At 70.2% G+C, this 23,139-nt stretch carries 23 protein-coding genes; 17 read left to right on the top strand and 6 right to left on the bottom strand.

The window, feature by feature from the left end; genetic code table 11:
• Positions 1 to 15: 15 nt before the first annotated feature.
• From dapE to ACYVJ3_RS12905, 7 genes are all read left to right on the top strand, one after another.
• Complete coding sequence (gene dapE, locus ACYVJ3_RS12935; protein ID WP_460853431.1) at positions 16 to 1,116, top strand: succinyl-diaminopimelate desuccinylase; 1,101 nt, start codon at positions 16 to 18, stop codon at positions 1,114 to 1,116.
• Positions 1,113 to 1,841: an LOG family protein gene (locus ACYVJ3_RS12930; RefSeq protein ID WP_460853430.1), complete on the top strand. Its 729-nt coding sequence runs from the start codon at positions 1,113 to 1,115 to the stop codon at positions 1,839 to 1,841. The genes dapE and ACYVJ3_RS12930 overlap by 4 nt, the downstream gene beginning before the upstream one ends.
• Before the next feature lie 2 nt (positions 1,842 to 1,843).
• On the top strand, positions 1,844 to 2,257 hold the full coding sequence (locus ACYVJ3_RS12925; RefSeq protein ID WP_460853429.1) for a DivIVA domain-containing protein: 414 nt from the start codon (positions 1,844 to 1,846) through the stop codon (positions 2,255 to 2,257).
• Positions 2,229 to 2,396 carry a DUF3117 domain-containing protein gene (locus tag ACYVJ3_RS12920; RefSeq protein ID WP_460853428.1) on the top strand — a complete coding sequence of 56 codons (168 nt, stop codon included), beginning with the start codon at positions 2,229 to 2,231 and terminating at the stop codon, positions 2,394 to 2,396. The genes ACYVJ3_RS12925 and ACYVJ3_RS12920 overlap by 29 nt, the downstream gene beginning before the upstream one ends.
• A 65-nt stretch (positions 2,397 to 2,461) precedes the next feature.
• Positions 2,462 to 3,976, top strand: coding sequence for a leucyl aminopeptidase family protein (locus ACYVJ3_RS12915; protein WP_460853427.1), 1,515 nt, complete (start codon positions 2,462 to 2,464; stop codon positions 3,974 to 3,976).
• The gene (locus ACYVJ3_RS12910; RefSeq protein WP_460853426.1) at positions 3,976 to 4,908 is read left to right on the top strand and encodes a cation diffusion facilitator family transporter; all 933 of its coding nucleotides are present in this window, start codon (positions 3,976 to 3,978) and stop codon (positions 4,906 to 4,908) included. Before ACYVJ3_RS12915 ends, ACYVJ3_RS12910 begins: the two co-directional genes overlap by 1 nt.
• Positions 4,878 to 5,225 (top strand): hypothetical protein, encoded by a 348-nt coding sequence (locus ACYVJ3_RS12905; protein ID WP_460853425.1) that lies wholly within the window; start codon positions 4,878 to 4,880, stop codon positions 5,223 to 5,225. The genes ACYVJ3_RS12910 and ACYVJ3_RS12905 overlap by 31 nt, the downstream gene beginning before the upstream one ends.
• Positions 5,226 to 5,229: 4 nt before the next feature.
• On the opposite strand, the gene ACYVJ3_RS12900 is transcribed toward ACYVJ3_RS12905, so the two are convergent.
• Positions 5,230 to 5,868, bottom strand: coding sequence for an O-methyltransferase (locus tag ACYVJ3_RS12900; protein WP_460853518.1), 639 nt, complete (start codon positions 5,866 to 5,868; stop codon positions 5,230 to 5,232).
• A 178-nt stretch (positions 5,869 to 6,046) separates the two neighbouring features.
• Here ACYVJ3_RS12900 and sigE point away from each other — a divergent pair, with 178 nt between their 5' ends.
• The 3 genes from sigE to ACYVJ3_RS12885 are packed head-to-tail and all read left to right on the top strand — an operon-like array spanning position 6,047 to position 8,448.
• Positions 6,047 to 6,619, top strand: coding sequence for an RNA polymerase sigma factor SigE (sigE, locus tag ACYVJ3_RS12895; RefSeq protein WP_460853424.1), 573 nt, complete (start codon positions 6,047 to 6,049; stop codon positions 6,617 to 6,619).
• Positions 6,616 to 7,062, top strand: coding sequence for a hypothetical protein (locus tag ACYVJ3_RS12890; RefSeq protein WP_460853423.1), 447 nt, complete (start codon positions 6,616 to 6,618; stop codon positions 7,060 to 7,062). Before sigE ends, ACYVJ3_RS12890 begins: the two co-directional genes overlap by 4 nt.
• 21 nt (positions 7,063 to 7,083) lie before the next feature.
• Positions 7,084 to 8,448 (top strand): S1C family serine protease, encoded by a 1,365-nt coding sequence (locus ACYVJ3_RS12885; RefSeq protein ID WP_460853422.1) that lies wholly within the window; start codon positions 7,084 to 7,086, stop codon positions 8,446 to 8,448.
• A 7-nt stretch (positions 8,449 to 8,455) separates the two neighbouring features.
• Here the strand turns inward: ACYVJ3_RS12885 and ACYVJ3_RS12880 are convergent, their stop codons facing one another.
• Together ACYVJ3_RS12880 and ACYVJ3_RS12875 are read right to left on the bottom strand one after the other, a co-directional pair.
• Positions 8,456 to 8,770, bottom strand: coding sequence for a hypothetical protein (locus ACYVJ3_RS12880; RefSeq protein ID WP_460853421.1), 315 nt, complete (start codon positions 8,768 to 8,770; stop codon positions 8,456 to 8,458).
• A gap of 129 nt (positions 8,771 to 8,899) precedes the next feature.
• Entirely contained in the window at positions 8,900 to 9,136 is a 237-nt protein-coding gene (locus tag ACYVJ3_RS12875) for a helix-turn-helix domain-containing protein (protein WP_460853420.1), read from the bottom strand.
• Between the two features lie 99 nt (positions 9,137 to 9,235).
• Here ACYVJ3_RS12875 and ACYVJ3_RS12870 point away from each other — a divergent pair, with 99 nt between their 5' ends.
• Positions 9,236 to 9,898, top strand: coding sequence for a hypothetical protein (locus tag ACYVJ3_RS12870; protein ID WP_460853419.1), 663 nt, complete (start codon positions 9,236 to 9,238; stop codon positions 9,896 to 9,898).
• Positions 9,898 to 11,112, top strand: coding sequence for an AAA family ATPase (locus tag ACYVJ3_RS12865; protein ID WP_460853418.1), 1,215 nt, complete (start codon positions 9,898 to 9,900; stop codon positions 11,110 to 11,112). The genes ACYVJ3_RS12870 and ACYVJ3_RS12865 overlap by 1 nt, the downstream gene beginning before the upstream one ends.
• Here the strand turns inward: ACYVJ3_RS12865 and ACYVJ3_RS12860 are convergent.
• Positions 11,102 to 12,409 (bottom strand): hypothetical protein, encoded by a 1,308-nt coding sequence (locus ACYVJ3_RS12860; protein WP_460853417.1) that lies wholly within the window; start codon positions 12,407 to 12,409, stop codon positions 11,102 to 11,104. The genes ACYVJ3_RS12865 and ACYVJ3_RS12860 overlap by 11 nt on opposite strands.
• Positions 12,409 to 12,798, bottom strand: a complete 390-nt coding sequence (locus tag ACYVJ3_RS12855; RefSeq protein WP_460853416.1) for a hypothetical protein — start codon at positions 12,796 to 12,798, stop codon at positions 12,409 to 12,411. Before ACYVJ3_RS12855 ends, ACYVJ3_RS12860 begins: the two co-directional genes overlap by 1 nt.
• Before the next feature lie 98 nt (positions 12,799 to 12,896).
• Between ACYVJ3_RS12855 and ACYVJ3_RS12850 the strand changes: the two genes are divergently transcribed.
• The 4 genes from ACYVJ3_RS12850 to ACYVJ3_RS12835 are packed head-to-tail and all read left to right on the top strand — an operon-like array spanning position 12,897 to position 15,077.
• Entirely contained in the window at positions 12,897 to 14,336 is a 1,440-nt protein-coding gene (locus ACYVJ3_RS12850; protein WP_460853415.1) for a WS/DGAT/MGAT family O-acyltransferase, read from the top strand.
• Entirely contained in the window at positions 14,333 to 14,533 is a 201-nt protein-coding gene (locus ACYVJ3_RS12845; RefSeq protein ID WP_460853414.1) for a hypothetical protein, read from the top strand. The genes ACYVJ3_RS12850 and ACYVJ3_RS12845 overlap by 4 nt, the downstream gene beginning before the upstream one ends.
• 51 nt (positions 14,534 to 14,584) lie before the next feature.
• Positions 14,585 to 14,821: a hypothetical protein gene (locus ACYVJ3_RS12840; protein WP_460853413.1), complete on the top strand. Its 237-nt coding sequence runs from the start codon at positions 14,585 to 14,587 to the stop codon at positions 14,819 to 14,821.
• A 13-nt stretch (positions 14,822 to 14,834) separates the two neighbouring features.
• A complete protein-coding gene (locus ACYVJ3_RS12835) occupies positions 14,835 to 15,077 on the top strand; it encodes a hypothetical protein (RefSeq protein WP_460853412.1) in 243 nt (80 codons plus the stop codon).
• Positions 15,078 to 15,249: 172 nt separating this feature from the next.
• On the opposite strand, the gene ACYVJ3_RS12830 is transcribed toward ACYVJ3_RS12835, so the two are convergent.
• Positions 15,250 to 15,732, bottom strand: a complete 483-nt coding sequence (locus tag ACYVJ3_RS12830) for a DUF2505 domain-containing protein (RefSeq protein WP_460853411.1) — start codon at positions 15,730 to 15,732, stop codon at positions 15,250 to 15,252.
• Positions 15,733 to 15,855: 123 nt separating this feature from the next.
• Here ACYVJ3_RS12830 and ACYVJ3_RS12825 point away from each other — a divergent pair, with 123 nt between their 5' ends.
• Positions 15,856 to 23,136 carry an RHS repeat-associated core domain-containing protein gene (locus tag ACYVJ3_RS12825; RefSeq protein ID WP_460853410.1) on the top strand — a complete coding sequence of 2,427 codons (7,281 nt, stop codon included), beginning with the start codon at positions 15,856 to 15,858 and terminating at the stop codon, positions 23,134 to 23,136.
• Positions 23,137 to 23,139: the final 3 nt, after the last annotated feature.

The following is a 23,139-nucleotide window of genomic DNA, read 5'->3' as shown; positions in this document are numbered from 1 at the left end:
TGCTTGACTGTACGTGTGTCCGAACAGCTCGACCTGACCGACGTCGTCTCCCTCACCGAGCAGCTCGTCGACATCGAGTCGGTGAGCCTGGACGAGCAGCGCATCGCCGACCTCGTCGAGGCCGCGCTCACCGGTCGGGACCACCTCACGGTGCAGCGCTTCGGCAACACCATCGTGGCCCGTACCGACCTCGGGCACCCCGAGCGCGTCATCCTCGCCGGCCACCTCGACACCGTGCCGGTCAACGACAACATGCCCAGCCGCAACGACGGCGAGTGGCTGCACGGCCTCGGCACCAGCGACATGAAGGGCGGCGACGCGGTCATCATCAAGCTCGCCGCCGAGCTGACGAACCCGAACCGCGACCTCACCTACGTCCTGTACGACGCCGAGGAGATCGCCGCGGTCCACAACGGCCTCGGCAAGCTGGCCGCCAGCAACCCCGACCTCCTGCGGGCCGACTTCGCGATCCTGATGGAGTCCTCCCGGGCCGAGGTCGAGGCCGGCTGCCAGGGCACGCTGCGCGTCGAGATCCGTACGACGGGCGAGCGGGCCCACACGGCACGCGCCTGGACCGGCAGCAACGCCATCCACGCGGCGGCGCCGATCCTGGCGATCCTGGGCGACTACCAGCCGCGCCGCCCGGTCATCGACGGGCTGGAGTACCGCGACGGGCTCAACGCCGTCGCCATCTCCGGGGGAGTGGCGGGCAACGTCGTTCCCGACCAGTGCGTGGTCACCGTCAACTACCGCTTCGCCCCGGACCTCAGCGAGGAGCAGGCGCTCGCCCACGTGCGCGAGGTCTTCGAGGGCTACGACGTGACCGTGACCGACTCCAGCCCGGGCGCCCTGCCCGGCCTGGAGCTGCCGGCGGCCAAGGCGTTCGTGGAGGCGGTCGGGCAGCCGGTGAGCCCCAAGTTCGGGTGGACCGACGTGGCCCGCTTCAGCGGCCTGGGCATCCCCGCCGTCAACTACGGGCCCGGCGACGCGGCGTACGCCCACAAGAAGGACGAGAAGGTCCTCATCTCGCGCATCTACCAGTGCGAGGAAGCCCTGCGTGCTTGGCTGACGAGCGACCCGACCGGCAATGCCACCACCCAGGAGGAGCACCGATGACCCGCCGCAGCAGCCCCGGACCGCGCCCGAGCAAGGGTCGCCCGATCGGCTCGACCACCGACCAGCGGCTGCTCGACACCCGCGGCGACGGCAACTGGGTGCACACCGACCCGTGGCGGGTGCTCAAGATCCAGGCCGAGTTCGTCGAGGGCTTCAACGACCTGGCCGAGCTCGGCCCCGCCATCTCGGTGTTCGGCTCGGCGCGGATCCCTCCCGAGCACCCCGGCTACCAGCTCGGCGAGAAGGTCGGCGCGGCGCTGGTCAACGCGGGCTTCGCCGTCATCACCGGTGGCGGCCCCGGCGCGATGGAGGCCGCCAACAAGGGGGCGTCCGAGGCCGGTGGCCCGAGCGTCGGGCTCGGCATCGAGCTGCCCTTCGAGACCAGCCTCAACGAGTACGTCAGCTTCGGCCTGAACTTCCGCTACTTCTTCGTCCGCAAGACGATGTTCGTCAAGTACTCCCAGGGGTACGTCGTCCTGCCGGGAGGCGTCGGCACGCTCGACGAGCTCTTCGAGGCGATCACGCTCGCGCAGACCGGCAAGATCACCCAGTTCCCGATCGTGCTGATGGGCAGCGAGTACTGGACCGGCCTGATCGAGTGGATGAAGGGCTCGATGCTGCACGACGGACGGATCAAGCAGTCCGACCTCGACATGCTCACCGTCACCGACGACGTCGACGAGGCCGTCGCGCTCATGGTCGCCGCTCGCGACCGCAAGGAGTGAGGGTGAGCGATCCGATGATGTGGGTGTTCGCGATCATCGTCGTGCTGGCCATGGGCGTCATCGCCATGCTGGCCGCCGGCTACGGCGAGCCGATGCGTCCGGCGTACGACGACCGCCCTGATGCGCTGGTCCCCGCCGATCGCCCGCTGGCCGCCGGCGACCTGCGCACGGTGCGCTTCAGCCTGGCCCTCCGGGGCTACCGGATGTCCGAGGTCGACGCCCTCCTGAGGCGCCTGGCCGACGAGATGTCGCGCCCGTCGCCGGAGCAGGTTGCGGGCGAGACGAAGGGCGAGATGTGCGCTGGAACACGCATAGGAGATAATGGTTCTGCGCCCGACGTGGAGTCGGGCGCGGATGTCTCAGCAGCAGCGACAGAAGGGGTGCCGCATGGCGGCGATGAAGCCTCGGACCGGTGACGGTCCGCTCGAGGTCACCAAGGAAGGCCGTGGCATCGTGATGCGCGTGCCGCTCGAGGGCGGTGGCCGTCTGGTCGTCGAGCTCAAGGCCGATGAGGCGAGCGCCCTGGGCGACGCGCTCAAGAACGTCGTCGGGTGACTTCAGCCTCTCTCCCTGCACAGGTCTCACCGCCGGAGTTCGCACTCAGTGCTGAACCTCTCGGCGTGCTGGCGGGTGTCCGCGGCGTCGACGTCGCCGCGGTCCCCGTCCTCCCGGGCGACGACGGAGACGTCCTGCTCGGTCCGGGTGCCGCCGATCTCGGCGACGCCCTCGGCATCGACCTGCTCGCCGCCGCCGAGGCGCACCGCCTGACCGGTGCCGTCGGCGAGACGGCGAGCATCCCGGTGCTCACCCCGGTCGAGGGGTACGCCGACCTCCGGCTGGTCGTGCTCGTCGGCGTGGGCGCGGCCCGCCCGATCGACGTACGCCGTGCCGCGGCCGCCCTGGCCCGCGTCTGCAAGGACCGCGCCGGCCTGGTCTCCTCGCTCGCCGCGGTCGCGGCCGAGGACGACGACGCCGACCGCGCCCTCGAGGCGTTCGTCGTCGGCCTGACCCTCGGCTCCTTCGACTTCAGCTGGCGCTCGACCGGCCCCGAGCACCGACCGGTCACCCAGGCCGTCATCGCCACGCTCGGCGTGCCCGGCGACCGCGCCCACCTCGAGCGCGCGGTCGCGCTCGGTGGCGCCGGCTGGCGCAGCCGGATGCTGGCCACGGTGCCCTCCAACCTCAAGAACCCCGGCTGGCTCGCCGAGCAGGCCGAGCTGATCGGCGCCGAGTCCGGGCTCGAGGTCCGCATCTGGGACGAGCAGGCCCTGCTCGAGGAGGGCTTCGGTGGCATCTCCGCCGTCGGTCGTGCCTCGGTCTCGCCGCCGCGCCTGATCCGGCTCGACTACGTCCCCCGCGGCATCTCCGCCAAGGCCCGCAAGGACCTGCCGACCGTCGTGCTGGTCGGCAAGGGCATCACCTTCGACACCGGCGGCCTCAACATCAAGCCGGGCGACTCCATGGCCACCATGAAGCGCGACATGACCGGTGGCGCCGTCGTCCTGGCGACGATGGCGGCCCTGGCCGACGTCGACTGCCCGGTGCGCGTGGTCGGCCTGGTCGCCGCCGCCGAGAACGTCATCTCCGGCAACGCGATGCGTCCCGGCGACGTGATCACCCAGTGGGGCGGTCGCACCACCGAGGTCGGCAACACCGACGCCGAGGGGCGGCTGGTCCTCGCCGACGCGTTGGCGTACGCCGTCTCCGAGCTGTCCCCGTCGGTGCTCGTCGACGTGGCGACGCTGACGGGTGCGGTCAAGGTCGCGCTCGGCCAGCAGGTCGGCGGCCTGTTCGCCACCGACGACGCGCTCGCCCAGGCGCTCGACAGCGCCGGCGAGCGAGCGGGCGAGCCGGTCTGGCGGCTCCCGCTCCACGACGGCTACGAGGAGAACCTCGCCTCCAAGATCGCCGATGCGCGCAACGACCCGTCGGGTCCGGGCGCGCTGACGGCGGCGCTGTTCCTCCGGCACTTCGTCGGCGACGTCCCGTGGGCGCACCTCGACATCGCCTCGGTCGGCGACGTACCTGCCGACTGGCACGAGTGGACCCCCGGCCCGTCCGGCTTCGGCCCGCGGCTGCTGCTGTCCTGGCTCGGCACGCCCGAGCCGCTCGCGGGGATCTCCACCCGGTCCTGATGGGACACGACCACGACCACGGCGTCTCCGCCGACTCCGACCGTCGCTGGCTGTGGGTCGCGCTGGCGCTGATCGTGGCGCTGATGGGCGGCGAGGTGGTCGTCGGCCTGCTGTCGGGCTCGCTGGCGCTGCTCTCGGACGCCGCCCACATGCTGACCGACGCGGCCGCGATCGGGTTGGCCCTGCTCGCGATGGACCTGGCAGCGCGGCCGGCCCGGGGGAGCTACACCTACGGCCTCAAGCGGGCCGAGATCCTCTCCGCGATGGCCAACGGCACGACGCTGGTGGTGCTCTCGGTCTGGCTGCTCGTCGAGGCCGTACGACGCCTGGTTCACCCGCCCTCGGTCTCGGGGGTGGCCGTGCTGGTGACCGCGCTCGTCGGAGTCGCCGTCAACCTGGCCGCCACGTGGGCGCTCTCGCGTGCCGACCGCCGCTCGCTCAACGTCGAGGGCGCCTTCCAGCACGTCCTGACCGACCTCTTCGCGTTCCTCGCCACCGTGATCGCAGGTGTCGTCATGGTGACCACCGGGTGGAAGCGCGCCGACGCCGTCGCGACGCTCGTCGTCGTGGCACTGATGGTGCGGGCCGGCGTACGTCTCGTGCGGGCGTCGGTCCGCGTCTTCATGGAGGCCGCTCCCGTGGGCACCGACCCGATCGTCGTGCGCGAGCTGGTGCTGGCGCTGGACGGGGTGGTCGCCGTGCGCGATCTCCACATCTGGCAGATCTCCTCGGTGCAGGTCGCCCTCTCGGCGCACGTGTACGTCGATGCCGCGGCCGACTGCCACGACGTACGCCGAAGCGCCGAGACGCTCCTGCACGACACCCATGGCATCGGCCACACGACGCTGCAGGTGGACCACCTCGAACCGGACGCACGACCGGACGCACTAGAGTCCGAGGCATGCGTGGACTCACCGTTCGCTGGTCCCTGACCGCCGCCCCCGAGGGCATCGAGCAGGCGTTGCGCGACTACGTCGCCGACACCTCGCACGCGCGCTTCGAGGGCATGGAGGGCCTGGCCTACAAGACCTGGCGGATGGTGCCGGGCCAGTGGTTCGAGGGTTGCTACGTCTTCGCCGACGAGTCCGCCCGTGCGTCGTTCCAGACGACCTTCACGGCCGGTGCCGCCGAGGCTCCCGGCTCTCAGCTGATCGGCAGCGCGCCGATCGCCATCGAGCCGTGCGAGGTCGTCTCGATCGCCGAGGGTGCGGCCGGGTTCGCCACGGCCGCCCGCGGCGAGCAGGCCTGAGGGATCAGGCCTCGGGCGACCAGACCTTCTTCGCGACCAGCAGGCCGTCACCGACGGGCAGCAGGGCGGGGATGAGGTCGTCGTGGGTGGCGACCGCCTGGACCAGGTCGCGGATCGCGACGGTCTGCTCGTCGCGCTGGGACGGGTCGGCGACCTTGTTGTGCCACAGGGTGTTGTCGAACGCGACGACGCCACCGGGGCGCAGCAGGCGCATGGCCTCGGCGAGGTAGGCGGTGTACTCGCGCTTGTCGCCGTCGACGAAGACCAGGTCGTAGTGACCGTCGGTGAGGCGGGGGAGCACGTCGAGGGCCGAGCCGGCGATGGTGCGCACGCGCTGCGGGGGTACGCCGTCCTCCTTGAACGTCTCACGGGCGAGGCGCTGGTGCTCGGCCTCGACGTCGACGGTGGTCAGCACGCCGTCGGGACGCATGCCGCGCAGCATCCACAGGCCCGAGACGCCGGTGCCGGTGCCGATCTCGACGACGGCACGCGCCTCGAGGACGGCGGCCAGGAAGCGCAGGGAGGCACCGGTGCCGGAGCCGATCGGTGCGACGCCCACCTCGTCGGCCCGCGCCCGCGCGGCGGCGAGGACGTCGTCCTCGGCCACGTAGTTCTCGGCGTACGTCCAACTGGTCTGGTTCATCGCGCTCACGGCCACCTGCCCACCCTAAGGGGAACAACGCCCCCTCCCGGTTCGTTGGGACCGGTGTCGGACCTGTTGGGGATGTTCGCAGCAGGCTCACAGGGAAGTCTCAGGCACAACTTCTAACGTCAGGAGGGCGATCGGGTTGGTCGCACGGATGCGGAGGAAGGAGGGGACGGTGGACGCACATGTCGAGCCGGACCCCGCGGCGTGGGCCGAGATCGTCGAGCAGCACTCCGATCGGGTCTTCCGCCTGGCGATGCGCCTGACCGGCAACCGCCACGACGCCGAGGACCTCACCCAGGAGGTGTTCGTCCGCGTCTTCCGCAGCCTGCACACCTACACGCCCGGCACCTTCGAGGGCTGGCTGCACCGCATCACCACGAACCTGTTCCTCGACCAGGCGCGCCGCAAGCAGCGCATCCGCTTCGACGCGCTCTCCGACGAGCGCGCCGCACGCCTCGCCAGCCCGACCCACCCCGACAAGGCGTACGCCGACGGCACGTTCGACGACGACGTCGAGGCCGCCCTCGCGGCGCTGCCGCCCGACTTCCGCGCCGCGGTGGTGCTCTGCGACATCGAGGGCCTGAGCTACGAGGAGATCGCCGAGATCCTCGGCGCCAAGATCGGCACGGTCCGCTCGCGGATCCACCGCGGCCGCACCATGCTCCGCACCGCGCTCGCCCACCGCGCCCCGAGCGAGGGCCGCACCCGGTTCGCGGGCCCGTTGGTCCAGGGGGCCGGGGCGTGATCGGCCACCTCGGTGCTCGCGTCAGCGCGCTGCTCGACGGGCAGCTGCCGCCCGCCGAGGCCGAGGATGCCTGGCGCCACGTCTACGGCTGCCACTCCTGCCGCGACCTCGTCGAGCGTGAGGGCTGGGTGAAGTCCCGGCTCGCCGGCCTCCAGGCGGTCGACTGCGGGCTGCCCGCCTCGCACAGCCTGAAGGGCTCGCTGCTGAACCTGACGCCGGGGGAGTCCTACCTCGCGCCGAACCAGCCGGCACACCGGCGTACGGCCTTCGGTGTCGCGGTCGTCGGGGGTGGCGCCGTCGGTGCCGCGGTCCTCGGCATCGTCGCGCTCGTCGTCGGTCCGGGCACCGGTCTGAGCGACCCGCAGCCGCCGGCCACGCAGATCCGGTACGTCGCCCCCAGCTCGCCGGCGCCGATGGTCCCGGTCAGCCGCCGGCTCCATTGAGCCATCGGCAATGATGGCCCCGTGAGCGACGAGCAGAACCCGTCCGAGGAGACCCAGCCGATCCTTCCGGCGTCCGACGGGTCCCCGTGGGCGCCGCCCGTGGGTCAGGCGCCTCCGCCTGCCGAGTCGTCGGTGGTCGAGCCGTCGCCGGTGGCCGAGCCTGCCGCGGTCCCCGCTGCTCCCGAGCCGACCGCCGTGCTCCCGACGACTCCGCCCCCGCCGACGATCGGTCTTCCGGCAGCCGCCGCGGCCTTCCCGCCGCCCGCGCGCGGCCCGCGTCAGGAGCGACGTACGCCCGGCTGGATGTGGCCCGCGATCGCCGCGCTCTCCCTCGTGCTCGGCCTGGTCGGCGGCATCGCCGGCTCAGCAATCTACCGCGAGAGCTCGACCCGCAACGGCGGCTCCGCCGACGGCCTGAACGGCGTGGACCTCGCGCCGCTGCCGCCGCTGAAGAACGGCGGCTCGGTGGCCGCGGTCGCCGCGGCGGTCCTGCCCAGCACGGTCCAGATCGTCGCCGAGTACGGCGGCGAGGCCGACGGTGCGACCGGCTCCGGGTTCGTCCTGGACAAGCAGGGCCACATCATCACCAACAACCACGTCGTCAAGGAGGCCGTCGCGGACAAGGGTCCGATCACGGTCGTCTACCAGGGCGGCAAGCGCTACTCGGCGACGGTCGTCGGGACCAGCCAGGTCTACGACCTCGCCGTCCTCTACGTGAAGAACGCTCCCGACGCGAAGCCCGCCTCCCTGGGTCAGTCCCGCGCGATGCGGGTGGGCGACCCGGTCGTGGCCGTCGGCTCTCCGCTCGGCCTGAGCGCCACCGTCACCTCCGGCATCGTCAGCGCGATGGACCGCCCGGTCTCGACCGGAGAGACCCAGAACGACCAGTCGTTCATCGACGCCATCCAGACCGACGCCGCGATCAACCCCGGCAACTCCGGCGGTCCGCTGGTCGACCTGCACGGCGACGTCATCGGCGTGAACTCCGCGATCGCCACCTCCGGGGGCGGCTCCACCTCCGGCACCGCCGGCAACATCGGCGTCGGCTTCGCGATCCCGGTCGAGCAGGTCCGGGTGACAACCGATCAGATCCTGCGCAGCGGGAAGGCGGAGTACCCGCTGCTGGGCGTGTCCCTCAAGGCGGAGAAGAGCTTGAACTTCGACGGCCCGACCGTGCAGGCGGTCACCGCCGGCAGTGGCGCCGACGGGGCGGGCATCGAGGTCGGCGACCGAATCACCAGCGTCGACGGCGAGGCCGTGACCGACAACGTCAGCCTGGTCGTGGCCGTCCGGAAGTACCAGCCGGGCGACAAGGTGAAGATCGGGTTCGTGCGGGACGGCAAGGCGTCGAGCGCCGAGATCACCCTCACCGGCAAGGTCGGCTGAACGCCCGTCAGCGGTCGATGACGACCTTGGCGACGATGCCGAGGATCGCGAGCGCGACGGTTCCGAAGCGGATGCGGTCCCGGACGGCCCGGCTGGGATGCCACCCGCACCACTCGGCGATCGCGATCATCGCGCCCAGCAGGATCGGTGGGGTGAACAGCCAGCCGTCGTCCCGGTGGAGCTCGCCGCGGATCATCAGGATTGCGAACCCGTAGACGCACGCGTAGATCGCGACCACGGCCGAGGACAGGTCGCTCACCGCGTCGATCCCCTTCGCCTTGGCGCGTGGCGGCTGTGCCCCGAGGGGCTCCGTGTCAGGCATGTCCCGAGTCCTTGCGTCGGTCCGGCGTACGCCGGACGATGATGCGCGCCGAAACCGACCCGCAAGACTCCGAATTCCCTTTCAGTTCCATCTGAAACCAATGAGAACGGCAATCCACAGGCCCTGCCCTCAGGCCTCGGCGTCGGCGTCCTCGAAGGGGTGCTCGGCGACGAACTGGCGGGCCTGGTCGTACATCCGCGCGATGTAGTCCTCGAGCTTGTCGGCCTCGACCCGCCACTGACCGCGGCCGCCGATCTTGATGGCCGGCAGGTCGCCGCGGCGTACCAGCGCGTAGACCTGCGCGCTGGAGGTGTTCAGCACCTCGGCCACGTCGGCCAGGGTGAGGAATCGGGGGCTGGCTGCCATGGGCACATCGTGGCATCTCCGGCCCCTCGCCGCTCGTCCGGCACGACGGCCTGTGGAGAACGGGGTGACGAATCGGGCCGCGCGACGCATGATGTGCGGGTGTCCAGTCTCGGGAGTCCGGGCACGCCGACGACGCCGTCCGCCCAACGGGTGGGCCGCAGCGGTTGGCGTGACCCCAGGTTGTGGATCGGAGTCGCGCTCGTGGTCGCCTCGGCGATCGCGGGAGCCCGGCTGCTCGGCGGTGCCGACGACACCGCGCGGGTGTGGGCGATGGCGCACGAGACGGGGCCGGGCGCGCCGCTGAGTGCCGACGACGTCGTCGTACGCCGGGTCCACTTCGCCGACGACAGCGACCTCGCGCTCTACTTCTCGGCCGACGACGACCCGCCGACCGGGATGGTCCTGGACCGTGTCGTCGGGGCCGGTGAGCTGCTGGCACGGTCCGCGGTCACCGAGGCCGGCGCGTCCGACCTGGTGCGCGTCTCGGTGCAGGTCGATCCCGGCCGGGTGGATCCCGGCGTGCACGCGGGATCGGTGGTCGACGTCTACCTCGACGACCAGGCCGCGCCGACCGGCGGCAAGGACCTCGACGGCAAGGCGCTGAGCGGCGTCACCGTGCTGGCCGCTCCCGGCTACGCCGACTCGTTCGCGGTCGACGGCACCCGTCAGATCGTGCTCGCCGTCCCCGCGTCGATGGTGGAGGTCTACGAGCGCCGGATCGCCGCGATGCAGCAGCCGACCGTGGATCTCGCGGTGCACTGATGGCCGCGATCGTCGTCGTGGTCGTCGACATCGGCGCCGGCTGGGAGGCGGCCGCGCTGTCGCACCTCGCCGCCGACCCCGGCGTGATCGTGCTCAAGCGCTGCGTCGACGTGGACGACCTGCTCGCCACCGCGAGCACCGGCCAGGCCGAGGTGGCGCTGATCGGCGCCGAGACGCCGGGTCTGGACCGCGAGGTCGTCGACGAGCTCGCCGAGCACGGCGTACGCCTCATCGCGGTCGCACGCGACCTCGAGCGGACCCGCGCCCGTGCCACCCGCATCGGCCTGGCCGGCATCGTCGGCGCCGACGACCTCGAGGAGCTCGCCGAGGCGATCCGGCGCCCCTCGATCGCGCACCCGGCCGAGCGGCTGCCGGGCGAGTCCGAGCCCGTCGACACCCGCGACGTTCCCGGCATCACGGCGGGCCGCGTGGTCGTGGTGTGGGGGCCGACCGGTGCCCCAGGACGTACGACGACCGCGATCGGCCTGGCCTCCGAGCTGGCCCGCCGCGGGCTGAGCACGGTGCTCGTCGACGCGGACCCCTACGGCGCCTCCGTCGGCCAGCACCTCGGCGTGCTCGACGAGATCTCCGGCCTGCTGGCCGCGGCACGGCACGTGGCTGCGGGTCTGCTGGTCGAGCGGTGGCACGAGGTCCCGCGACGGCTCTCCGACCGGCTGCACCTGGTGTCCGGGCTGCCGCGCCCCGACCGCTGGCGTGAGGTGCGACCCGGGACGGTGGGGCAGCTGGTCGAGTGCGCTCGACGTACGTCCCAGGTGGTGGTGGACACCGGGTTCTCCCTCGAGCAGGACCCGAGCATCGACCCCGGCAGCCGGGCGACCCGCAACGGCCTGACCATCGAGGCCCTCAGAGTCGCCGACGAGGTCGTGGTGGTCGGCGGCGCCGACCCGGTCGGACTGGCCCGGCTCGCGCGTGCCCTGCGCGACCTCGACGACCACCTCGACCAGGCCGTCGCCGACCGGCCGCGGGTCCGGGTGGTGGTCAACCGGATGCGGCCCACCCTCGGCTGGCGCGAGGCGGACGTGACCTCGATGCTGGCCGGCTTCGGGGCGCAGGACGTGCGGTTCCTGCCCGACGACCCGGCCGCGGTCGACAAGGCGCTGGTCGCCGGCCGGAGCCTGGTGGAGTCGGGGGAGTCGCCGCTCACCCGAGCCCACTCGTCCCTGCTCGACGCGATGGCGGGCGTCAGCCGCTGAACAGCAGGAACAGACCGCCGGCGGTGAAGCCGACCATCGCGAACAGCATCGGCAGCTGACCGAGCACGTGCCAGCGCGGCGGCAGGACCGTGATGGCCCGGTCGTGCGCGGAGACGGCGGCGGTGATGTGGCCGATGACGACGGCGACGACCTTGAGCGTGGCGAGCAGGGTCGGGTGGTAGGAGAACCAGAAGTTCGAGCTGAACCCGGCCGTGCCGAGCACGTCCCAGCCCCGGCCGAACGGGTCGCTCACCCGGGCCAGCGTCTCGATGCCCTTGTCGATCAGGAACGTCAGGTAGTGGGCCACGATGTAGCCCGCCACGATCGGCACGATCGTGTGCCCGAACAGCCGCGGCATCCTGACCCGTGCCACGCCCTCGTCGGGGGTCAGCATGCAGGCCAGCGCGAGGACGCCCGCGGCGACGCAGACGAACGCCAGCAGGCCGAGGTTGTTGATCGTGTAGCCGGTGATCGACGAGGTCTGGATGAAGCGGATCCAGGGGTTGGAGTCCTTGAACGAGTCGAACGCGGTCGAGCCGAACAGCACACCGACCACGGCGACCAGTCCCGCTCGCGGCACCACCGTCGCCAGGTTCGCCAGCGGGCTGCGGAGGAGCAGGCGGCCGTCCTGCTTGGCCCAGATCGACATTCGGCTCATCAAGGTGGAGTAGACCTCGAACGGGTCGGCGCGGGCGTACCAGCGCTGGCCGAACACCAGCCCTCCGATGAGCATCGCGCTGAGGTAGAGCGCCAGCCACAGGCGCATGCCCGCGAGGCTGGTCGAGTTGGACGAGACCAGCTCCTGCCACACGAACGCGTAGAGGCCGAGCGCCGCCGGCCAGTGGCCCAGCCACTCGGGGTAGTCGAACATCCCCTCGCGCGGGTCGCCGCCGGAGAGCCGGGTGAGCCCCGCGGAGATCGTGCGCATCGGGTTGAGCGCGCGCCAGAGGGGGCCGACGAAGATCGAGGCGACGGGTACGCCGACCCACACCCACACGAACACGATCCCGAAGAACGGGTTGGTCAGGTCGGGCCGCCCCCAGATCGCCGTCGCGAGCACCACCGCGAGCGCCAGCAGGCCGACGACGCGCAACGCGCCCAGGCCGTACGCCGACCTTGCGACCCGGTCGAGCAGCGCCGGTGCCGGACGCCCGCCCGCGACGGCGTACCTCGGCTTGCGCCAGGCCAGGATCAGGACGGTGAAGGACAGGACCAGCGCCGCGACGGCGCCGGACACCGCGAGCTCGAGCGGGATCGGGAGGTCGGACTGACCGCCGAACCCGTGAGCGGCGATCATCACTGCGGCTGGACCTCGAGCTGGAACAGCGTCTTGTGCAGGTCCTCGACCTCGACCTCGATCTGACCCGGGCGGTCGACCGAGAAGTGGTAGGTGTGGTGGCCCTTCGCCGCCTCGATCGGGAGCCCGTCGCCGCCGGTGTGCACGTGGATCTCCTGGGCGACGTCGGTCGTGACGTCGAGGACGATCTTCTGGCCGACGACGGCGTCGATCCGGGTGCCGTTGGGGCTGATGGTGTCGCCGTGGATGGTGATCGGGATGGTCAGCGGCTTGCTCGCGTCGGCGCCGCCCTTGCCGGCGGAGCCGCCGCCGGAGCAGGCGGTCGTGGTGAGCAGGAGCGCGGCGGTGACGGTCACGGCGCGGAGCGCGGTGCGGTGCGTGGAGGGCAAGAGCCAGCCTTTCGGAGTTCGTGGCGGTGCGTCTGCGAGAATCCCACTCGGGACTGAACAGGTCCTGAGGAAGTCAACCAGTCGGAGGATGGGACGCCGTGGTCGATCGGGTCAACCGCCGTGATCTCGCGTTCCTGACCGAGGAGACGCCCGAGACGCCGCAGCACAACGCGACGATCGAGATCTTCGAGCCGGGCGAGGGCGAGGGCGCCTTCGACTACCACCGACTGCTCGACCTGATCGGCGACCGGCTCGCGTTCGTGCCGCGCTACCGCCAGCGGCTGATGACCGTCCCGGGTCACCTGGCCAACCCGGTGTGGGTGGACGACGAGGGCTTCGACCTGACCTTCCACGTACGCCGTTCCGCCCTGCCGCGCCCCGGCAGCACCGAGCAGCTGCTCGACCTGGTCTCGCGCATCGTCTCGCGTCCGCTCGACCGGACCCGCCCGCTCTGGGAGATGTACTTCATCGAGGGTCTCGAGGGCGGCCGCGTCGCCGTCCTGTCCAAGACCCACCAGGCGCTCGTCGACGGCGTGCACACCGTCGACCTCGGCCAGCTGCTGCTGGACCCCTCGCCGACCCCCCGGGTCCTCGAGCCCGACGACTGGGAGCCGCGCTCCGCGCCGACCCCTGCCCAGCTGCTCGCGCACGCGGTCGAGGCCAGCGTGCTCTCGCCCGAGGTCCTGCTGGACACCGTGCGCACCCGAGCAGGAGCGGTCCGTCGCTTCGTGGAGCAGGGGGACCGGCGTACCCGCTCGTTCCTGACCAACGTCGCCAGCAAGGCCGGACGAGGTACGCCGACCAACGGCGGGCTCTCGCAGCAGCGCCGGATCGTCACCGTGAACACCCGGCTCGCCGACTACCGCGCGGTGCGGGCGGCGTACGGCGGCACCGTCAACGACGTCATCCTCGCCGCCATCGCCGGTGGCCTGCGTGGCTGGCTGATGACGCGCGCCGAGTCGCTCGGCGGCCTGCGCCAGGTGCGCGCGCTGGTGCCGGTCTCGGTCATCGACGAGGAGCTCGAGGCGACCTCGCTCGGCAGCCAGATCGCCGCCCACTTCGTCGACCTGCCGATCGGCGAGGCCAGCCCGGTCGTGCGCCTGCACCAGGTCTCCTACTCCTTCCAGGCACACAAGGAGACCGGCCGCTCGGTCGCCGCCAACCGGCTCGCCGGCGTCGCCGGCTTCGCGCCGACCACGTTCCACGCGATCGGCTCGCGGGTCGCCGCGCGCGAGCTGCGCCGCGGCTACCAGATGTCGGTGACCAACGTCCCCGGACCGCAGTCGCCGTTGTACGCCGCCGGCGCCCGGATGCTCGCCAGCTACCCGGTCCCGCCCCTGCTGCCCGGCCATCCGCTGACGATCTCGGTGACGTCGTACGACGGCGGTGTCTACTACGGCATCACCGCCGACCGCGACTGGGTGCCCGACGCCGACCTGCTCGGTGCCTGTCTCCAGGAGGCCCTGGTCGAGCTGGTCGACATGTCCTCGCCCACCCGCTCCCAGGCTCCGCGTGGGCGGGACCGGGCCGACTCGTGATCGCGCTGCACCTCGGCCACCTGCCCTGGTGGGGCCAGGTCCTGGTGATCACCCTCGCGGTCGGCCCGTTCCTGCTCCTCGGCGTGGCGATCTGGATCCGGGCGCGCCAGGACGCCCGCGCCGCCGCAGCCTCGGGGGAGTCCCCGGAGGTCGAGGAGGTCGCGCAGCGACTGTCACGAGACCCATCCGACGACTGATCGCGTCAACTCAAGGTTGACAACGTGCGTGTCAACTGTAGATTTACATAGGTGGAGATCGTTCCGTCCGCCCGCAGGCACGGAATCGCGGATGCCTCGATCCTCCATGCGTGGGAGAACGCCCTGCGCTACGTCGAGTTCGAGTACGTCGGTGAGGACCGCCTGCTCGTCATCGGGCCCGACGACGCAGGCAATCTGCTCGAGCTGGTCGCGTTGCCGGTCGACCGGCCGGCTCGCGTCATCCATGCCGACAGGCTCCGACCGAAGTTCTACGACTATCTCCGCTGAGGAGGGTGATCTCATGGCAACCAAGCACTCCACCGAGTCGGCAGGTCTCGAGCGGCTCGATCCGTCTTCGGTGCCGCCGCGCGACGCAACGCACTTCCGGAACATCATCGCGGCACGGAAGCGGATCGAGGAGGCCGAGGAGGGTCTGCGCGCCGCCGTCGACGCTGCTCGGGAGGCCGGCGACTCGTGGACGGTGATCGGCGCCGCCCTCGACACCACCCGCCAGAACGCCTACCAGCGTTTCGGCAAGCGCTGATGCTGCGAGCACCTTGAACAGTGGACGACAGGACAGGGCCTGAGTGATGCAGTAGAGGACCTCGCGGACCTTCGTGCCGCCGCCGACGCGCGCGGAGATGGCTGACGGCGAACCCGCTATCCGCTGGGATCAGGTCAAGGCCGAGCTCGGCCTCGGATGACGGCAGGTCACGTCAGCGAGCGAGGTAGCGCGTCCCGACGATCTGCTCGCGCTTGAGCGCGCTCCTGATCATGGACAGGACGAGGTCCTCGAGCTTGCCGCCGATGAGCGGGATCTTGACCGTCGCGTCGAGGGTGACGGTCTCGGTGCAGACGCCGACCTTCTCGACGATCTTCACGAAACCGCTGATCTGACCCGGCTTGCCGGGGATCTCGATGTCGACGGTCGCGTCGGCGGGGCTGGTCCAGGTCTCGCTCTGGATCACGGTCGTGGTGTCGCCGACGACCTTCTTGGCGAACCCGGGCACGCCCTCGGTCGGCTGGACCATCTCGATGCGCACCGTCTTGGCGTCCACGCCGCCGTCGATGCGGACGGTCTTGGAGAGCGCCTTCTGCTCGTCGCAGACCTCCTCGCGGAACGCGGGGTCGGACAGCATCGCCGCCACCGTCGCCAGGGGAGCCTCGTAGACCATGTCGAAAGCGATGCGCTTAGCCATGTGCACATCATGCCGAAGGCTTTGCCTCGCGCTAGAGACGGGAGGGCCTGGCAGCCCAGGCTGCGCGGTCGCGCGTAGCCCACTTTGTCGCTTTCGCAACGCTATGGTCTGCGAGGGCCTACGGTGCGGCGGGAGGATGCTCGGGTCTCGGGAGGGTTCATGGTGGGACGTCGGTTCGTTGGTCTGACTTCGGTCGCGGTCGTGCTGAGTGGTTTGTCGGTGGTCTCGCCGCCGCCTGCACCGGCGGCTCCGGGCGTTGTGTCGGCGGATGTGGTGTCGGCGGCTGCTCGCGGTGTGGTGGGTGCGGTGGCGACTCGTGATCCTGCGGATGGTTCGTCGCCGTTGCCGGCGGTCGATCCGGCGGATCTGCCGAGTGATGGTGTGGAGCCGGTGGCGGCTGATGGTTCGTGGGTCTCGGTACCTGGCCAGCCGCTCGCGGTTCGCGTGCCCGACGCTGTGGCATCGGACCTGAGTGCTCCGCCCTCCGAGGCGACGCCGTCCACGGACGTGCCTTCGGCTTCTGCCTCCGAGTCGTCCTCGTCGGCCGAGACCCCGTCCGCTACCTCCTCCGTGAGCGCATCTGCGTCGGCGTCCCCGACCGACGCGCCGTCTACTTCCGCGTCCGCTTCCCCGTCTGAGTCGCCGTCGACGACTGCGCCGTCCGAGGCTCCGTCGGTGGTGGTCGGCACTGCTGGTGACGTCGCTGATGCTGCAGCTGCGTTGGTCGGTGTGGTGCAGGTTGCTGATCCGGCAGATGCGGATGCTGCGGTGGCCTCGGGTGATCCGGCGGATCTGGCGAAGTCGGATGCTGCTTCTGTGGGCGGCGTTGAGGTCCGGTTCTCCTATGCGGACTTCTCCCAGCTTTATGGAGCGGGTTGGGCCGAGCGGCTCCAGGTCGTGGCGCATCCGGCGTGCTTCTTGACGACCCCGGACGAGCCGGCGTGTTCGGTGAGTGTGCCGGTCGAGCTGCGTCACGAATGGGCTGGGGAATCGGTCCGGTTCACGACATTGGACCCCTCGGTGGTCGATGACGCAGTCGCTGCTGCCGGAGTCGGCGATACCGCCACGGCACCTGATCTTTCGGCGGGTCCGGGACGTTCGGTACCTGCAGGTGTCTCTGCGACGGGCACGCCGACGCCCGGCGGTGGGACGATCTATGCCGTCGGCACGGGGGCCGGCGGGTATGGCGCGACGCCGGTCAACGCGGCTGGGAAGTGGCAGGTCGGGGCTGGGTCGGGCGAGTTCTCGTATGCCTACCCGTTCTCGATGCCGGCCCCGTTCGCGGGCACCGCGCCGGACCTCTCGTTGGCCTACTCGTCGGGTGCGGTGGACGGGATGACTTCGGCGGTCAACGGCCAGGCCGGTCCGATGGGTCTGGGCTGGTCGATGGACCCCGGTTCGATCACCCGCTCGTATGCCTCCTGCTCGACTGATGGTGGTTCGTCGAACTACGACCTGTGTTGGAAGACCACCAGCGGCGGCACATTGGTCGAAGAGCTGACGTTGAACCTGAACGGGCACACGTCGCGGCTGGTTCGGGATGAGAACGCGCAGAACACGTTCCGGCTCAAAGACGACCCGGGGTGGCGGATCACCCGCTACAAGTCGACGTCGCCGGCTAGCACGGCCCCGGACAACGACGACAACGACAACGAGGGCTTCCGGGTCACCACCACCGATGGGACGCAGTACTGGTTCGGGTGGGGTCGGGATGCTTCCAATGGCGTGTTGACGGTGCCGGTGTATGGCAACAACTCCGGCGAGCCGTGCTTCAACTCCTCGGTCGCGGCGCCGGATCGGTGGTGTCAGCAGGGGTGGCGTTTCATGCTGGATCGGGTGGTGGATCCGGTCGGGAACGTCACGAAGTACACCTACGCCAAGGAAGGCAACTACTACCACCGCTGGGACACGACGAACACCCACTACGACCGTGCAGCGGAGCTGTCCAAGGTCGAGTACGGCATCGACCGCGACACGGGCGTGGCCCGGGAGACGGTGAACTTCACGTTGACGCGGCGGTGCACCCAGGTGGTCGCGAACCCGTCCGCGTCGTGCCCGGACCCGTTCCTGGCGTCCTCGGCGAGCTCGTACCCGGATGTTCCTGCAGATCTTATGTGCGCCTCGACGACGGAGTTGGCGTGCTCGGTCGCGCCGTCGTTCTTCGCGACCTACATGGTCACCAAGGTCGTCACGAACTCCGTCACGGGGACGACGGCGACGCCGGTTGACCAGTGGGACCTGGCCTACACATTCCCCGACCCCGACACGACCGCTGACGCGCAGTCGCCGGGTAAGGACACCAAGGACCTGTGGCTCAACGCGATCACGCACACCGGCAAGGACGGCGGCACCCTGTCCACCGCTGACACCACGTTCGCCGGGGTCTCGTTGCGGAACCGGGTCAACCCCGGTGCCGAACGTAAGTACTACAAGTTCCGGATCGGAGAGGTCCGCAACGAGACCGGTGGGCTGGTGCAGGTCGAGTACGGCCATCAGGCCGGCCACGCCTGCGACGACACCTATGTCGCGTCGTTGGCGAAGTATGCCTCGACGCGGGAGTGCTTCCAGGCCGCGTGGCTCAACGACGCGGACACCAAGGACCAGAAGTGGACCTGGTTCCACAAGTACGTGGTCAAGAAGATCACCCTGGGCGACAAGATCCTCGGCTACCAGTCCGGCACCCCCGGCACGTCAGCGCTGGGCAAGCTGCGAGTGATCACCTACGACTACACCGACGACCGGGGCGTGGCCGATGACCCGGCGTGGCGTTACGACGACACCCCCAACCAGCCCGACACCTGGGCCTCATGGACCGACTGGCGCGGCTACGGCGTGACCATCGTCCGCGAGGAAGACGCCTCCGGCACCGTTCTGTCCAGGAAACGGATCTCGCGGTATCGGGGTTTGAACAACACGGCCGCGAACACGGCTCAAGCGTCCGACCCGTCGTTGCCGCGGCCCACGGCCCGAATCTCCACCCTCGAGAACAACGGCACCAACGAACCTCTGGACTATCAGTGGCTCAACGGCGAGACCGCTGAGGAGGCGACCCAGACCCCGTCCGGTCAGGTGATCAGCCGGACCTACAACCAGTGGCAGCCCAGTGAGATCACCACGATCGACAATGGCGACAACGGCACCCCGACCACCGGGACCGGTGGCAACGCGCGGATGCCGGTCCCGGCATTCACCAAGACCGCCACCACCCTCTTCAACCCCGACGGCAGCGTGCGCAGCACCCGCAACCGGGTCGTGAACTATCTCTACGACCTCACCCCCGGCTCCGCGAGCGTGGGAACGGGCCGGCTGCTGCAGGTCGAGGACACCGGGGCCCAGGCCAGCAGCGATGACGACACCTGCACCCAGTACTCATGGGCGTTCGCCTCGAACGCCTGGATCCGCGGCACCAACCGAACCCGCACCTACCAGGCCTCCTGCCCGGCCACCGGTTCCCCGGCGGACTCCAAGCTCCTCAACGACCAGCGCACCTACTACGACCACCTCGAAACTGGCTCAGGCGCCCTGACCCAGGGGCTGGTGACCGCGGTCGACACGGCAGTGAACGATCCCGTCTCCGGGGTCGGAACCGGGAACCCGATCCGGACCACCACCAGCTACGACCAGTACGGCCGCGTCACCGAATCGACCGCGCCCGCCTACCTCAACGACGGGGCCGGGGTGAAGACCACGACGTCCTACAACCCCGGGATCGCTGGCAAGCCGCTCACCAAGATCACCACCGTCGAGAAGAACATCGACGGCAGCGGGACAGGTGCCGGGCTCGACCTGACCACGACCACCGACCTCTCCACGGGGCGAGGGCTGCCGGTGAAGGTCACCGACCCCAACGGCGGCGTCACGACCATCACCTACAACCCGCTCGGTCAGCCGCTTCAGATCCGCGAACCCGGCCAGGCCGATGCCGACCCCGCGAACATCAGCTACACCTACACCCAGGCCGCGCCAGGAGCCTCCCCGCCGGTCCCGAGCCGCGTCAAGACCTCCACGCTGCGCTCGCTCGCGGGCGGCAGCATCTACGACGACGCCTACACCTACCTCGACGGCTGGGGCCGGACCGTGGAGACCCAGACCGACCAGCCCGACGGTGACGGCGGCCGGATCGTGGCTCTGACCGGCTACGACGCCCGGGGCCTGACCTACGTGACCGCACCCGCCATCCCCAATCCCTCAGCAGCTGGATCCGGGTTGCTCAACCCCGCTCTGTCCGATGTGGTTCGTTACGCCACCAGCACCTTCGATGCCGCCGGCCGCACGCTGAGCACCTCGACCAAGACCCTCGGCACGACCGTCGCCACAACGGGGATGACCTATCTGGGTGACGCCACCCTCGGTGAACCCGCCACCGGCGGAGTCACCAAGACCATCATCGACGTGCGCGGGAACACCACCCGCGTCGAGCTCCACAAGACCAGCGATCCCACCACGATCGACGACGCCTCCGACGCTGTCCTGGACGCGGCCGACTACGCCATCGACGGTGTCGGCCAGCTCACCGGGATCACCAAGACCCTCGACGACGACTCGGGGAACCCGGTCGATCACACCTGGGCCTACGGCTACGACCTGGCCGGTCGCCGGATCTGGTCCTACGACCCCGACACCGGAGCCACCGCAACCTCCTACACCGCGGGCGGCCATCCCGCCACGGTCACCACCGGCCACAACGGCCCCCTCACGGGCGCGATCGACACCTCCAGCCCCTACGCCCCGGTCATCGACCACCCCGCCTCGATCATCACCACCAAGTACGACCCCGCCGAGCGGCCCACCAAGCGCCTGGACTACACCGACGTCGCCGACAGCTCCGACACCCCGATCACGCTCGCGACCTGGGGCTACGACGACCCGGCCGTGTCGAACAGCCTCGGTCGCCAGACCTCCGAGACCACGCCCATCGCGAACGTCCTCAAACCTGACGGCGGCACCGACCTCGGCGAGCACGTCGCGAAGACCCTGGCCTTCGACAACCGCGGTAACCCCACCTCCACCAGCGAGACGGTGCCGTCCTGGATCGTCGCCGGCACCGGCGACAGCACCACCTACCAGTGGGACACCGTCTTCAACCAGGCCGGCGAACTGGTCAGCCAGTCCTATCCCGCCGTCCCCGGCCTTCCCGCGCAGACCGTGAACTACGTCTACACGACCGGCGGCCGGGTCGCGTCCATGACCACCAGCGACGGCACCACCACCGGTGGGCACATCCACCTCGCTGACGAGGTCTACAACAACATCGGCCAGACCACCGCCCTGGACACCGGCCGGTTCAACGGCGACCCCACCGGGCGCCCGAACCAGAGCGACGGGTTGCAGCGCAACTACACCTACGAAGCCGCCACCGGCCGCGCCGCGTCGATGGCCGCGGACGTGAAGTCCACCAACGCCGCCACCTTCACCGGCCTCGCGCTCGGCTACACCTACGACCTGGCCGGGAACCCGACCCGGATCAGCCACACCCAGCAGCCCACCGCCACAGGCGCAGTCCGCTCGAAAGAGTTCTGCTACGACTACGACCCCGCGCAACGGCTCACCCGGGCCGCGACCGGCGTCCCGGGCACCGGTTGTGCGAACCCTCGCGCTGCTGACGTCTCGTTCCCCAACGCGAACGAGAACCCGAACTATGACCTGGCCTACACCTACACCGGCGACCGGTTGAGCTCGGTCACCGAGAACATCCCTCAGGCCCTGACGAACCCGGCTACCACCACTTATCACGTCGGCGACGCCGGGACCGCTGGCGGGAGCCCGCACCAGACCACCAAGCTCACCGCCTCAGGAGGCGGGATCCTCTCCGTCCTCGGAACGGCCAACTGGCCCCGGTCGCTGCCCCCGAACGCGAACCTGACCTACGACGGCCAAGGCCGCATCACCAAGTGGACCCCCGACCTCACCGGCGCCACGAACTCCGGCAACGTCGACCTGCTCAACCTCACCGACGCATACATCTCGACTTACGACCACCAGGGGAACCTGGCCAAGACCACCCCGGACTCGATCCCGGCCGTCAGCCAGACCCTGGCCACCACCATCCGCAACTCCTACCGGTCCGACGGCACCCGGCTGATCATGCAAGCCACGTCCCTGGCCGAGGTCCTCAAGCAGACCACCCTCCACCTCGGCGACGGCACCGAGATCAAGAACAACCACCCCGGCATCCAAACCGTCCGCGACTACGCCACCCCCGCCGGAACTCCCGTCGCGACCGTCGATGCCTCCTCCGGCGCCGACCCGCGGTGGACCGTCCGGTTCGCCGACCTGCAAAACAGCCTGCGTCTCTCGTCCATCACGACCTCCGACGGCCACGCAACAACGACCCAGCACAACTACTACCCCTACGGCGACCCCACCATCGCCTCCGACGCCCAATCCGTCGCCAACCCCGCCACCCCCAGCACCCGCGGCTACCTCGACAAGCCACTCGACCCCAACGGCGACATCCGCCTCGACCACCGCGCCTACAACGCCAACCTCAGCCAACTCACCACACCTGACCCGATCTTTGAACCCGGCGACCCACTCTCTGCGAACCCCTACGCCTATTCACGTAACAACCCCATCAGCTTCACCGACCCCAGTGGCTTGGCGTGCCACGCTCAGGGGGGGATGGATGGCGGCTACTGCCCCATAAGCAGCCCTGCTTTCCAAGGTAACGGCACCGTCGACAATGCCGCGGGACTCGACTCAAAGGCCCAATCTGCAGCGAACGAGGCAGTTGCTCCGGCTCCGATCGTTTGCGACGGCGCCGGAGTCTGTGGGGTCGTCGCTGGCATGGGCCCGCATGGCCCGCCCCCGCCGAGTCACCCCGAATGGCTCACATACGAACTGATCGCCTTCGCGGCGCCATTCGCGGCTGTCGGCTGTGCAGTTGCGGCCGAGGGATGCGTCGCAGCCGGGCTCGAGTCCATCCCGGGAGCCGAGGGGGTGGCTTCTGGAGCAGTCGGGGGAGGATTCGCCGGCCTCAGTAGGCTGCTTGAACCCAGCGATGCCGGTGGCGCTGCTGCCGCTAGGGCCGCAAACGCTGGTGCCCGGATGGCCGATGGGCTCATTGGTGTTCCCCAGGCCCCGATGTCTCGCGCCTTGGCTCGCCTGCAGGGTCTACGGCTCGGCGACAAGAGCATCGTGCAGGGCGTCGATGCCTTTGGGTCTCGAGCGGGCAGCACCTTCCGTGGTCGTGGACCCACGGCTGGGTCTGATCTGGACCTGCTGGTGCGGATCGACCCGACCGCCCTTGGCGGACGCAGCGGCCCCTGGATCCAACGGACGCTCAAGAGCATCGCAGGCGACTTCGAAGCCGAGGCTGGCTTCCCGCTCTCGATTCATGCGCCGGGCAACATCGGCATGTTCGAGAAGTCCATACCCGGCGTTACGTTCGTTCCGCTCGGGTGATCG

It is taken from the genome of Nocardioides montaniterrae (genome assembly GCF_054782655.1).
This window is presented reverse-complemented; position numbering and strand designations above follow the sequence as displayed.